Origin of the sequence: Serratia quinivorans, assembly GCF_052113645.1 — a bacterium.
GTDB classification, from domain to species: domain Bacteria; phylum Pseudomonadota; class Gammaproteobacteria; order Enterobacterales; family Enterobacteriaceae; genus Serratia; species Serratia quinivorans_B.
In genome coordinates this window covers 607075-620289 of record NZ_JBIEIU010000001.1, presented here as the reverse complement: position 1 = coordinate 620289, position 13215 = coordinate 607075, and the positions used below count along the sequence as shown (strand labels likewise).

Here is a 13215-nt window from a genome sequence, read left to right as displayed (position 1 = left end):
CGTGTAATTAATGCAAATTATAGCACCTGTGCCCACAACGTTTTTGGTACCTTGCCCAAATCGAACAGTTTTCCCGCAACCAGCTCGGCGCGACGATGGTCGGCGGCACGGTACATGTTGCTGATTTCAATGTCATTATCGATGGAGTAGTTAAGCTTGTCGTACACTTTTTCCACGCTGTCCAAGCTGGTGCATTTACGGAATGTCATCAGGTAATCAAGGGTATCGGTCATGATTAAAATATAGCCTGTTAAGTGTTGTAGCCGGACGAAGAAACATCACCCTTTCATCCTGACAACAGCAAAGGTGTGATGCGCGACCTGAAAAATCAATTTCAAATAAATAAATTGCAATACGGTAATAATTGGCTGCGCGCAGGTGGCGCGGCGTTAAGAATAATAATATGCCGATGCGCTGTCGGCAATGGCATCCTGCTGTTCCACACGCAAAATAGGGAAAGCCTCAGGGTGGAAGGCAAAAACGACAGGGAAAAGCCCGGCAGTCATGCTCCCGAGTACGGCTCTGCAGGGATAAGCAGACTGGGTTATATCAACGGCTGAATATTTTTCCTCCCGGTAATGCATTTGTGCTGTCAGGCGATTTTTGCGGCCAATACGCACTGAATGATCAAACGGGTTGCCTGACTGCAACGGGCAATCGGTAAGGGACAGATGAAATCCCCGTATAGAATGAAACGAAACTGCGTTCTAATTTATTTGCATCACGGCGAATGGCGATGACCATTATTAGCCAATAAACATCAGCGGAGATCTAATTTTTAGTCGATCAGAGAAATTATTAAAGTTTTCATTAATACTGCCGATAAATCGTTTTGAGGAAATTCACCCATAAAATTTATCCGAAGCTTGCCGCTTTCATTTCATTTGTCATGAAACATATGGTTACTTCTGTTTTCTTGTTCACAACCTAAGCGAGCCGTTGTTAACCGAAAGGGAACATTCGTTGAAAAATAAAACAGGGAATTCCGTCAAGCTTAAGTCAAATCCGAAAGCCAATAACCTTATAGTTTACCTGCGTTATTTTTCAATGCGGATAGTTTATTGCTTATTAAATGGTTATTTATACTGTCTTTATCGGCTACGAACAGATTTTTGTTCTGTTATTTTAGTTTGGTGATGCTTTTGTTCGAATTGATCTAAAAATCATATTTTTTTGGCTTATATACATTGTTTTTAAGACGTTTTTTTACTTATGGCTGTTTTGTGAGCGAAAATAAGGTCACAAATCGTACGTCTACCTTGATATTTGGCTTAATTATCTTTTATTTTTGTGATCTAGATCACATTGTATTTAAAATTGCCTCTCACTTACATTGTGTGTGCTAACGGTTCGGGGGTAGAGTTGCGCTGCATTAGGAATAATCTTATTAATTTTGTAAAAATAGTTTCACGGTGATTAAACACTGCTGAAGCAAAATGCTGTACATCCATACACGTTGGTTTACGCACGTCTCAAATACTGAATGATGGACCGAATTTAGTGATGTTGAAAAATTTATAACGGTCGTTATTCAGGGCTTCATTTGCCAACTTAGGGAATAAACCCAGGTCACGGGCGATAAAAATTATCACCCAGCGTATGTTTTTAAACATAGTCTGTCGGGATGGGGAATATGGGTACGTCTGAATTACTTAAGCATATTTATGACATCAATTTGTCATATTTACTTTTAGCACAGCGTCTGATTAATGATGAAAAAGCATCGGCAATGTTCCGTCTGGGTATCGACGAAACTATGGCTGATGCACTTGCTCAGCTCACTTTACCGCAAATGGTCAAACTGGCTGAGACCAACCAATTGGTCTGTCACTTTCGTTTTAACGATCACCAGACCATAGAACGCCTGACGAAAGAGTCACGCGTGGACGATCTGCAGCAAATCCATACCGGTATTTTGCTATCAAGCCATTTACTGCAAGAACTGTCGTCTAAAGACGGCAGAGCGACGAAGAAAAGAGCTTGATGATGGCCGAGAAAAGTATTGTTCAAGAAGCCAGGGATATTCAGCTGGCAATGGAGCTGATTACGTTGGGCGCCCGTTTGCAGATGCTGGAAAGTGAAACGCAGCTCAGCCGCGGGCGTTTGATCAAGCTCTATAAGGAATTACGCGGCAGTCCACCGCCGAAAGGGATGTTGCCGTTCTCGACGGACTGGTTTATGACCTGGGAACAGAACATCCACTCATCGATGTTTTATAACGCCTACAGTTTCCTGATGAAGAGTGGACACTGCACGGGCGTTGAAGCCGTGATTAAAGCCTATCGTCTGTATCTGGAACAATGTCCGCACCCGCCGGGGGAGGCGCCGTTATTGGCGCTGACCCGTGCCTGGACATTGGTACGTTTCGTCGACAGCGGCATGTTGCAGCTCTCTGCCTGCAACTGCTGCGGTGGGACTTTTATCACCCACGCGCACCAACCGTTGAACAGTTTTGTTTGCAGTTTATGCCAGCCCCCATCCCGCGCAGTAAAAAGACGTAAACTTTCGCCGCAACTGGCCGATATTATTCCTCAACTGCTGGACGAGCAGGTTAAACGCGCAATTTGAGCCGGCGGCATCGCCGGTTTATCCAGATTCAAACAGATGGGTTAAATATAGGGGTCGGCATGCCGACCCCCATGGCGCAGCTCAGCCTGTTGCGCCTGTACGGCTCAAAAGCGCGCTTACCCCACCTTCCATCCATATTGTTAATTTAAGGAACGCGTGTGTTAGTTATTTTGGGTTATCTCGTGGTATTGGGTGCGGTCTTTGGGGGCTACCTGATTGTGGGGGGCCATCTGGGCGCGCTTTATCAGCCGGCAGAGTTTCTGATTATCGGCGGCGCGGGTATCGGCGCCTTTATCGTGGGCAACAACGGTAAGGCGATAAAGTCCACCCTGCGCGCCATTCCCAAGCTGATGCGTCGTTCTAAATACAGCAAGGATCTTTACATGGATCTGATGGCGCTGCTGTACCGGCTACTGGCCAAATCCCGTCAGCAGGGCATGCTGTCCCTCGAGTTCGATATTGATAATCCGCAGGAAAGTGAAATTTTCTCTAATTATCCGCGCATTCTTGCCGATAACACCCTGGTGGAGTTTATTACCGATTACTTACGGCTGATGGTGAGCGGCAACATGAATGCGTTTGAGATCGAAGCCTTGATGGACGAAGAGATCGAAACCTTTGAACAGGAAAGCGAGGTGCCGGCAGGCAGCCTGGCGATGGTCGGTGACTCGTTGCCGGCCTTCGGTATCGTTGCAGCGGTGATGGGGGTGGTGCATGCGCTGGCCTCGGCCGATCGCCCGGCGGCTGAACTGGGGGCATTGATCGCCAACGCGATGGTCGGCACCTTCCTCGGCATTTTGCTGGCCTATGGCTTTATTTCGCCGCTGGCGACCCTGTTGCGTCAGAAGAGCGCCGAAAACGTCAAAATGATGCAGTGCATCAAGGTCACTTTGCTGTCCAGCCTGAACGGTTATGCCCCGCAGATTGCGGTCGAATTCGGTCGTAAAACCCTGTACACCACCGAGCGTCCCTCCTTCGTTGAGCTGGAAGAACATGTACGTCGCGTGAAGGCGCCGGCACAGCAGGCGACGGAAGAAGAACAGGCATGAAACAGAATCACCCGGTTGTTTTGGTCAGAAAACGCAAGTCGCATCATGCCAGCCATCACGGTGGCTCCTGGAAGATTGCCTACGCCGATTTTATGACGGCAATGATGGCTTTCTTCCTGGTGATGTGGCTGCTGGCCATCGCCAGCCCGCAAGAACTGACGCAAATCGCCGAATACTTCCGCACGCCGCTGAAAGTGGCGCTGACTACCGGTGACAAGAGCAGTTCGGAAAGTAGCCCGATCCCCGGTGGCGGCGATGACCCGACCCAGCAAGACGGGTTGGTGAAAAAGCAGATTGATACGCTGGAGAAGCGCGACGAGGAACTGCGGCTGAATAAACTGCGGGAAAAACTGGACGAGCTGATTGAGTCCGACCCTCGTCTGAAAGCGCTGCGCCCGCACCTGTTGATCAACATGATGGACGAAGGTTTGCGCATTCAGATCATCGATAGTCAAAACCGTCCGATGTTCAAAACCGGCAGTGCGCAGGTGGAAAGTTATATGCGCGACATCCTGCGGGCGATTGCGCCGATCCTCAATGACCTGCCGAATAAAATCAGCCTGTCCGGCCATACCGACGATATCCCTTACGCCAGCGGTGAGCGTGGTTACAGCAACTGGGAGCTTTCGGCCGATCGCGCCAATGCTTCACGACGTGAGCTGATCGCCGGCGGATTGTCGGAAGGGAAAGTGCTGCGGGTGGTCGGCATGGCCGCCACCATGAGCCTGAAACAACACGGCGCCGACGACGCCATCAACCGGCGTATTACCGTACTGGTGCTGAACAAACAAACCCAGCAGGGCATTGAACATGAAAATGGCGAAAGCAACGCGATGGACGTTGCCCGACCGGTCGATTTAAAACCGCTGGCCCCGTCGGCGACGGCTCCGGCCACCCTGATTGCACCGGAGCAGCCGGCGGCTGTTCCTGCACCGACTAACAGCGACTCACAGCAGAGGTGACCCCGTGAGCATGGATATTAGTGCGTTTTATCAGACTTTTTTTGATGAAGCAGACGAGTTGCTGGCCGACATGGAGCAACACCTGCTGGAGCTGGATCCGCTGGCTCCGGACATTGAGCCGCTGAACGCCATTTTCCGCGCCGCGCACTCGATCAAGGGCGGTGCGGCGACCTTTGGCTTTTCGGTGCTGCAGGAAACCACCCACCTGCTGGAGAACCTGTTGGACGGTGCGCGGCGTCAGGAAATGAGCCTGAGCACCGAGATTATAAACCTGTTTCTGGAAACCAAAGACATTATGCAGGAGCAACTGGACGCCTATAAAACGTCGCAAAAGCCTGACGTCGACAGTTTTGAATACATCTGTCAGGCGCTGCGACAGCTTGCGTTGGACGCGCAGCAGCAGGATGCCCCGGCACCGGCTCCGTCGGCCACGCAACAAATTACCGCCGCACCGGCGGCAATCGAAGGCGGGATGCGGGTTTGCCTGTGTGGTTTAAAACCGAACGAAGTCCCGCTGATGCTGGAAGAGTTGGGCAATTTGGGCGAGGTGAAAAACCCGCATCAGACCGACAACAGCCTGGAAGTGACGCTGCTGACCTCCGCCAGTGAAGATGACATCAGCGCGGTGCTGTGTTTTGTACTGGAACCGGAACAAATCAGCTTCACCACGCCGCCGCAGGTTGAGCTGCCGCCGGTGGTCGCCGAGCCGATTGCCCCGGTGGCCGTTGCGCCCGCGGTTGCCAAAGCTGCGCCCGCACCGGCGGAAGCGCCCAAGCCACGGGCCAAGGCCAGCGAATCCACCAGTATCCGCGTAGCGGTAGAAAAAGTGGACCAATTGATCAACCTGGTCGGGGAACTGGTGATCACCCAGTCGATGCTGGCGCAGCGCTCCGGCAGCCTGGATCCGGTAAATCATGGCGATCTGCTTAACAGCATGAGCCAGCTGGAACGTAACGCGCGTGACCTGCAAGAGTCGGTGATGTCGATCCGCATGATGCCGATGGAGTACGTGTTCAGCCGTTTCCCTCGCCTGGTGCGCGATCTGGCCGGCAAACTGAACAAGCAGGTGGAGTTGCAGCTGCAGGGCAGTTCTACCGAGCTGGATAAGAGCCTGATTGAACGCATTATCGATCCTTTGACGCACCTGGTGCGCAACAGCCTGGATCACGGTATTGAAGATCCGGCGACGCGCCTCGCGGCGGGCAAGTCGGAGGTGGGTAACCTGATCCTGTCGGCAGAGCATCAGGGCGGCAATATCTGTATCGAAGTCACCGACGACGGTGCCGGTCTGAACCGCGAGAAAATTCTCGCCAAGGCGGCCTCGCAGGGGCTGGCGGTCAGCGACAGCATGAGCGATGAAGACGTCGGCATGCTGATCTTCGCACCGGGCTTTTCCACCGCCGAGCAGGTGACCGACGTCTCCGGTCGCGGCGTGGGTATGGACGTGGTGAAGCGGAACATTCAGGAAATGGGCGGACATGTTGAAATCCACTCCCAGGCGGGCAAGGGCACCGCGATCCGGATCTTGCTGCCGTTGACGTTGGCGATCCTCGACGGTATGTCGGTCAAGGTGAACAACGAAGTGTTTATCCTGCCGCTCAACGCGGTAATGGAGTCGCTGCAGCCGCAGGCCGAAGACCTGCATCCGTTGGCCGGTGGCGAGCGGGTGTTGCAGGTACGCGGGGAATATTTGCCGTTGGTGGAGCTGTTCCGGGTATTCGACGTGGCGGGGGCCAAAACCGACGCGACCCAGGGCATTGTGGTGATCTTGCAAAGTGCCGGCCGCCGCTATGCGCTGTTGGTGGATCAACTGATCGGCCAGCACCAGGTGGTGGTGAAGAATCTGGAAAGCAACTATCGCAAGGTGCCGGGAATTTCCGCCGCCACCATTCTCGGTGACGGCAGCGTGGCGCTGATTGTCGACGTCTCGGCGCTGCAAACCCTGAACCGCGAACAGCGTCAGACGGACGCAGCCGCATAATAATTTAATATATTGATTTAAAGGGTGAATGACATGGCAGGACTGGCAACCGTCAGCAAACTGGCTGGCGAAACGGTAGGGCAGGAGTTCCTGATTTTTACCTTGGGCAACGAGGAGTACGGCATCGATATCCTTAAGGTGCAGGAGATCCGCGGTTACGATCAGGTAACGCGTATTGCCAATACTCCGGCCTTTATCAAGGGCGTCACCAACCTGCGTGGCGTGATAGTGCCGATTATCGATTTGCGGGTGAAGTTCGCCCAGCAGGACGTGTCCTACGATGAAAACACCGTGGTGATCGTGCTGAACTTTGGCCTGCGGGTGGTGGGCATCGTGGTTGACGGCGTGTCTGACGTGCTGTCGCTGACCACCGAGCAGATCCGTCCGGCACCGGAATTTGCCGTGACGCTGGCCACCGAATACCTGACCGGGCTGGGCTCATTGGGCGAACGCATGCTGATCCTGGTGGATATCGAAAAGCTGCTGAGCAGCGAAGAACTGTCGCTGGTCGACAGCGTGGCGAAAAGCGCCTGATCCGCTAGCCGTAGGGGCGCTGCATGCCGCGCCCTGATCTGGAAACCGGACAAACCCAAACTCTGCATAAAATAGTTACTTCCCTGCATAAAGTTCTTTTCCGCCGCGCCGATAACTCTGTCAATCAACGTAATCAGGGCCTGTCCGCGCGGGCGTTCAACAAGGGAAAACATGTTTAATCGTATGAAGGTGGTCACCAGTCTGTTACTGGTGCTGGTGTTATTTGGCGCCTTGCAGCTGGTTTCAGGCGGGCTCTTTTTCTCCTCACTGAAGAATGACAAAGAAAACTTCACCGTCTTGCAGACCATTCGTCAGCAGCAGTCCGAGCTGAACGAAAGTTGGGTCAACCTGCTGCAGGCGCGTAACACGCTCAACCGTGCCGGTATCCGTTACATGATGGATGCCAACAAAATTGGCAGCGGTGCCAGCGTGAGCGAACTGTTGGCGACCGCCAAGAGCAACCTGGTGGTGGCAGAACAGCATTACGCCGCCTATGACAAAATCCCTCTCGACGCCCGTCAGGACGCGCAGTCAGCCGAAAAACTCAAACAGCAATACGGCATTTTGCACGGCGCGCTGTCTGAACTGATCCAACTGCTGGGCGAAGGCAAAATCAATGCCTTCTTTGATCAACCGACGCAAAGCTATCAGGACGCATTCGAAGCTATCTACAACATCTACCTGGCGCAGAACGACAAGCTTTATCAGAGCGCGGTGGAAGACAGCAACAATTCGTTCAGCTTCGCTATCTGGACGTTGGCCGTCGTGCTGCTGGTGGTTCTGGCGGTGATCGTGCTGGTGTGGAGCGGTATCCACCACATTCTGGTGCGTCCGCTGAACCGGATGATCGAACACATCAAGATGATTGCCGCCGGTGATTTGACCCAGCCGATTGCCGTGACCAGCCGCAATGAAATGGGCGTGTTGGCCGCCAGTCTCAAGCACATGCAGAGCGAATTGATCGACACCGTCAGCGGTGTGCGTCAGGGCGCCGATGCCATCTACAGCGGTGCATCCGAAATCGCCGCCGGCAACAACGATCTCTCTTCACGCACCGAGCAGCAGGCCGCCTCGCTGGAAGAAACCGCCGCCAGCATGGAGCAGTTGACCGCCACGGTGAAACAGAACGCCGAAAATGCCCGTCAGGCCAGCCAACTGGCATTGAGCGCCTCCGAAACCGCGCAGAAAGGCGGCAAGGTGGTGGCCAATGTGGTGCAGACCATGCACGACATTGCCGGCAGTTCGCAGAAAATAGCCGACATTACCGGCGTGATCGACGGTATTGCTTTCCAGACCAATATCCTGGCGCTGAACGCGGCGGTAGAAGCGGCGCGTGCCGGTGAGCAGGGGCGTGGCTTTGCGGTGGTGGCCGGTGAAGTGCGTAATCTGGCACAGCGCAGCGCTCAGGCGGCGAAAGAAATCAAAGGCCTGATCGAAGACTCCGTCAACCGCGTCGATATGGGCTCGGTACTGGTGGAAAGCGCAGGGGAAACCATGGGCGATATCGTCAATGCCGTGACCCGCGTTACCGACATCATGGGCGAAATCGCTTCTGCTTCGGACGAACAAAGCCGCGGTATCGATCAGGTCGGCCAGGCGGTCGCGGAAATGGACCGTGTCACTCAGCAGAACGCCTCGCTGGTGGAAGAGTCCGCTTCTGCGGCAGAGGCGCTGGAAGAACAGGCCAGCATGCTGACCCAGTCCGTGGCGGTTTTCCGCCTGAAAGCGGCAGGCCAGGACGAGTTCAAAATGCCCGTCAACAGCAAGGCGGCAGTCACACCGGTACTCAATCATAAAAAAATGAACGCCAGCGATCCGCAGGATAACTGGGAAACGTTCTAACCGGCATTGGGCCTCCTTCCGTTCACGGGGGGAGGCCGATTCCCCGTCGTGAGCTGGCCATCGGCCGGCTGCAAGGAGGTTCACAGTGTTTAACCGAATCCGCGTCTCTACCAGCTTGTTTCTGTTGTTGATGACTTTTTGTGTTATGCAGTTGGCCACCAGCGGCTTGTCGTACACCGCTTTCCGTTCCGATCACCACAATCTGAATCTGATCACCCTCGGCAGCCAACAGCGCGATGCTCTCAGCCTGAGCTGGGTGTCGTTGCTGCAAGCCCGCAATACGCTGAACCGCGCCGGGACGCGGGCGGCGCTTAAATTGCCGCAGGATCAGGTCAATGCGTTGATGGGCAATGCGCGCAGTTCGCTGCAGAAAGCCGACCTCTATTTCAATCAGTTCCTGGCCGTGCCGCGTAACAGTGAGCAGGCACAACAACTGACCGAAACCACCAAAGCCAGTTACGACCGGCTGCGCAGCGCGCTGCGTGAGCTGATTGTCTTCCTGGAGAACGATCGGTTGCAGGCCTTTATGGACCAGCCGACGCAGAAAACTCAGGATCTGTTTGAAGCCGATTTTGTCCAGTATCTGCAGTGGGTTAACGCCAGCGTGAGCGAGGCCAATGCGGCGAATCAGCAGTCGTTCACCTTGTCCGGCTGGCTGGTTGCCGGCGCGGTGTTGATGCTGATCGTGGTGACGGGCAGCGCCATGTGGTGGCTGCGCAACATGCTGGTGCAGCCGTTGAATATCATGCGCAGCCATTTTGACCGCATCGCCGCTGGTGATCTGGCCACGCCGATTCAGGTGTATGGCCGCAATGAGATCAGCCAGCTGTTCGCCAGTTTGCAGCGCATGCAGCATTCACTGATTGGCACCGTGGGCGCGGTGCGTGACGGCGCGGAATCGATCCTGATTGGCCTGCAGGAAATTTCCGAAGGTAACAACGATCTCTCTTCTCGTACCGAGCAGCAGGCCGCCTCACTGGAGGAAACGGCCGCCAGCATGGAACAGTTGACCGCCACGGTGAAACAGAACGCCGATAACGCGCGTCAGGCCTCGCAACTGGCCCGTGACGCTTCTACCACCGCGGCCAAGGGCGGCGAATTGGCTGGTGACGTTGTCACAACAATGCACGACATCGCCAACAGTTCGCAGAAGATAGGCGCTATTACCAGCGTGATCGACGGTATTGCCTTCCAGACCAATATCCTGGCGCTGAACGCGGCGGTCGAAGCCGCACGTGCCGGCGAGCAGGGGCGCGGTTTTGCAGTGGTGGCCGGCGAAGTGCGCAACCTGGCGCAACGCAGCGCGCAGGCGGCGAAAGAAATCAAAGGCCTGATCGACGAATCGGTCAGCCGCGTCAAACAAGGTTCGGTGCTGGTGGAAAACTCCGGCGCCACCATGCAGGACATCGTACGTTCGGTCACCCGGGTTACCGACATCATGGGTGAAATCGCTTCGGCGTCTGATGAGCAGAGTCGCGGCATCGAACAGGTCACGCAGGCGGTGACCCAAATGGATCAGGTAACCCAGCAGAACGCCGCGCTGGTAGAAGAAGCCGCCTCGGCGGCTACCGCACTGGAGGATCAGGCAATTACCCTGGCCGACGCGGTGTCGGTATTCCGCCTGGCGGACGATAACTTCACCGCGCAGGCTAACCCTCAAGACGCAGTTTCACCCGTGGTAAAGGAAGCCCCAGATTGTCAAACCGCATAAGCAGCCCGTTTTTATTGAGTGATCTGGCATGAAGCCGGCAACGTCGATCCCTAACCGAGACTCTGCGACCTTGTTGACGCAGATGGTGCAGCGCCTGCCGTTGCTGGACGTGCATTTTCGCCGTATCAGCCAACTGATTTATCAGCGCGCCGGCATCGTGCTGGCGGAGCACAAACGCGAGATGGTTTACAACCGTCTGGTGCGACGCCTGCGGCTGCTGGGTCTGAACGATTTTGGCGATTATTTGGCGCTGTTGGAAAGCGATCCGAACAGCGCGGAATGGCAGGCGTTTATCAATGCGCTGACCACCAACCTGACGGCTTTTTTCCGCGAGGCTCATCATTTCCCGATCCTGGCGGAGCATGCGCGTCAACGGCCTAACGGCTATAGCGTGTGGAGCACCGCAGCCTCGACCGGCGAAGAACCTTATTCGATCGCCATCACCCTGAGTGAGGTGCTTGGACAGCGGGCTACCGGTTGTCAGGTGTGGGCCAGTGACATCGATACTCAGGTGCTGGAAAAAGCCGAAGCGGGCGTTTATCGCCAGGAAGATTTGCGCACCCTGACACCGGCACAGATGCAACGCTATTTCCTGCGCGGTACCGGCCCGCATCAGGGGCTGGTGCGGGTGCGACCGGAGCTGGCGGGGCGCGTGAATTTTCAGGCACTCAACCTGTTGGCGCCGGAATGGGCGCTGCCGGGACAGTTTGACGCTATTTTCTGCCGCAACGTGATGATCTATTTCGATAAGGCGACACAGGAGCGCATTCTGCGCCGCTTCGTGCCCTTGCTTAAACCGGGGGGCCTGATGTTTGCCGGCCACTCCGAGAATTTCAGCCAGATCAGCCGGGATTTCTACTTGCGTGGGCAGACCGTGTATGGCCTGACCAAGGAGAGGTAATGAATAAAATCAGAGTATTGAGCGTAGACGATTCGGCCCTGATGCGGCAGTTGATGACCGAAATTGTTAACAGCCACCCCGATATGGAGATGGTGGCGAGTGCGCCGGACCCTCTGGTCGCGCGCGATCTGATCAAAAAGTTTAACCCGCAGGTGCTGACGCTGGACGTCGAAATGCCGCGCATGGACGGCCTCGACTTCCTGGAAAAGCTGATGCGTCTGCGACCGATGCCGGTGGTGATGGTGTCGTCGCTGACGGGTAAAGGCTCGGAAATTACGCTGCGTGCGCTGGAGCTGGGGGCGGTGGATTTTGTCACCAAACCGCAGTTGGGGATCCGCGAAGGCATGTTGGCCTACAGCGAACTGATTGCCGAGAAAATCCGCACGGCGGCCAAGGCGCGCTTGCCGCAACGCTCCAGCAGCCCGGCACCGGCGATCCTCAGCCACGCACCGTTGCTGAGCAGTGAAAAATTGATTGCCATCGGGGCCTCTACCGGCGGCACCGAAGCCATTCGGCAGGTGCTGCAACCGCTGCCGGCCACCAGCCCGGCGTTGCTGATCACTCAGCACATGCCGCCGGGCTTTACGCGTTCGTTCGCCGAACGGCTGAACAAGCTGTGCCAAATCACGGTGAAAGAGGCCGAGGACGGTGAGCGCGTGCTGCCGGGGCATGCCTATATCGCGCCGGGCGATCGCCATATGGAACTGTCACGCAGCGGTGCCAACTATCAGGTGAAGCTGCACGATGGCCCGGCGGTTAATCGTCATCGGCCATCGGTAGACGTACTGTTCCGCTCGGTTGCGCAGTACGCCGGGCGCAACGCCGTTGGCGTGATCCTGACCGGCATGGGCAATGACGGCGCGGCGGGCATGTTGGAAATGCACCGTGCCGGGGCTTATACCCTGGCGCAAAACGAAGCCAGTTGCGTGGTGTTCGGCATGCCGCGCGAGGCGATAGCCACCGGCGGAGTGAATGAAGTCGTGGAACTGGAGCGCATGAGCCAGCGCATGTTGGCGCAAATTGCCGGTGGGCAAGCGCTGCGTATTTGATTTTATCCCCTTAGTGATAGGGGTTTTAGCTGATAACCGCCGCAAGGTTGGTTGTTGTTTCGAGCAGTTTACCCTATGCATTTCCAGTTGCAGCTAGGCGCCCAGCTCACTCATCCCCAGGAGCTTACTTAAGTAAGTGACTGGGGTGCGTGAGTGCAGGTAACAACGCTGCGGCTGGAAAGGCGACGGGGAAAAACGGTTAAACCTTGGGAGTAAATATGGCAGATAAAAGCCTCAGATTTCTGGTGGTGGATGATTTTTCCACTATGCGTCGTATCGTCAGAAACCTGCTGAAAGAGTTGGGATTCAATAACGTGGAAGAAGCCGAAGACGGTGCGGATGCGTTGAACAAACTGCGTGCCGGCGGCTTTGATTTTGTGGTGTCCGACTGGAATATGCCGAACATGGACGGCCTTGAGCTGTTGCAGACCATTCGCGCCGACGGCGCATTGGCGGCGCTGCCGGTGCTGATGGTGACGGCGGAAGCCAAGAAAGAAAACATTATCGCGGCGGCGCAGGCCGGTGCCAGCGGTTACGTGGTGAAACCTTTTACGGCGGCGACGCTGGAAGAAAAGCTCAATAAGATTTTTGAAAAACTGGGCATGTAAGGAGAGGGCG

Annotated in this window: 13 protein-coding genes; 12 read left to right on the top strand and 1 reads right to left on the bottom strand. The window is 55.3% G+C overall.

Annotated features, from left to right (window positions below; all coding sequences use genetic code 11):
- Positions 1–17 precede the first annotated feature (17 nt).
- Positions 18–233: a transcription modulator YdgT gene (ydgT, locus tag ACGS9J_RS02835; protein ID WP_012145712.1), complete on the bottom strand. Its 216-nt coding sequence runs from the start codon at positions 231–233 to the stop codon at positions 18–20.
- 78 nt (positions 234–311) lie between these two features.
- On the opposite strand from ydgT, the gene ACGS9J_RS02830 reads away from it, so the two are divergent.
- The 12 genes from ACGS9J_RS02830 to cheY all read left to right on the top strand — a co-directional run bounded on the left by ACGS9J_RS02830 (position 312) and on the right by cheY (position 13205).
- A complete protein-coding gene (locus ACGS9J_RS02830; RefSeq protein WP_442229559.1) occupies positions 312–560 on the top strand; it encodes a hypothetical protein in 249 nt (82 codons plus the stop codon).
- A gap of 1073 nt (positions 561–1633) precedes the next feature.
- Positions 1634–1984 (top strand): flagellar transcriptional regulator FlhD, encoded by a 351-nt coding sequence (gene flhD, locus ACGS9J_RS02825; RefSeq protein ID WP_442229558.1) that lies wholly within the window; start codon positions 1634–1636, stop codon positions 1982–1984.
- On the top strand, positions 1984–2568 hold the full coding sequence (flhC, locus tag ACGS9J_RS02820) for a flagellar transcriptional regulator FlhC (RefSeq protein ID WP_442229557.1): 585 nt from the start codon (positions 1984–1986) through the stop codon (positions 2566–2568). The genes flhD and flhC overlap by 1 nt, the downstream gene beginning before the upstream one ends.
- Positions 2569–2726: 158 nt before the next feature.
- Positions 2727–3617: a flagellar motor stator protein MotA gene (gene motA / locus ACGS9J_RS02815; protein ID WP_037418923.1), complete on the top strand. Its 891-nt coding sequence runs from the start codon at positions 2727–2729 to the stop codon at positions 3615–3617.
- Positions 3614–4579: a flagellar motor protein MotB gene (gene motB / locus ACGS9J_RS02810; RefSeq protein WP_442229556.1), complete on the top strand. Its 966-nt coding sequence runs from the start codon at positions 3614–3616 to the stop codon at positions 4577–4579. The genes motA and motB overlap by 4 nt, the downstream gene beginning before the upstream one ends.
- Positions 4580–4583: 4 nt before the next feature.
- The gene (gene cheA, locus ACGS9J_RS02805; RefSeq protein WP_442229555.1) at positions 4584–6560 is read left to right on the top strand and encodes a chemotaxis protein CheA; all 1977 of its coding nucleotides are present in this window, start codon (positions 4584–4586) and stop codon (positions 6558–6560) included.
- A gap of 33 nt (positions 6561–6593) precedes the next feature.
- A complete protein-coding gene (cheW, locus tag ACGS9J_RS02800; protein WP_442229554.1) occupies positions 6594–7094 on the top strand; it encodes a chemotaxis protein CheW in 501 nt (166 codons plus the stop codon).
- A gap of 171 nt (positions 7095–7265) precedes the next feature.
- Entirely contained in the window at positions 7266–8936 is a 1671-nt protein-coding gene (locus tag ACGS9J_RS02795) for a methyl-accepting chemotaxis protein (RefSeq protein WP_442229553.1), read from the top strand.
- 85 nt (positions 8937–9021) lie between these two features.
- A complete protein-coding gene (locus tag ACGS9J_RS02790; RefSeq protein WP_442229552.1) occupies positions 9022–10647 on the top strand; it encodes a methyl-accepting chemotaxis protein in 1626 nt (541 codons plus the stop codon).
- A gap of 28 nt (positions 10648–10675) precedes the next feature.
- Positions 10676–11548: a protein-glutamate O-methyltransferase CheR gene (gene cheR / locus ACGS9J_RS02785; protein ID WP_442229551.1), complete on the top strand. Its 873-nt coding sequence runs from the start codon at positions 10676–10678 to the stop codon at positions 11546–11548.
- Entirely contained in the window at positions 11548–12597 is a 1050-nt protein-coding gene (locus tag ACGS9J_RS02780) for a protein-glutamate methylesterase/protein-glutamine glutaminase (protein ID WP_442229550.1), read from the top strand. The genes cheR and ACGS9J_RS02780 overlap by 1 nt, the downstream gene beginning before the upstream one ends.
- Before the next feature lie 218 nt (positions 12598–12815).
- Positions 12816–13205, top strand: coding sequence for a chemotaxis response regulator CheY (cheY, locus tag ACGS9J_RS02775; RefSeq protein ID WP_442229549.1), 390 nt, complete (start codon positions 12816–12818; stop codon positions 13203–13205).
- Positions 13206–13215 lie beyond the last annotated feature (10 nt).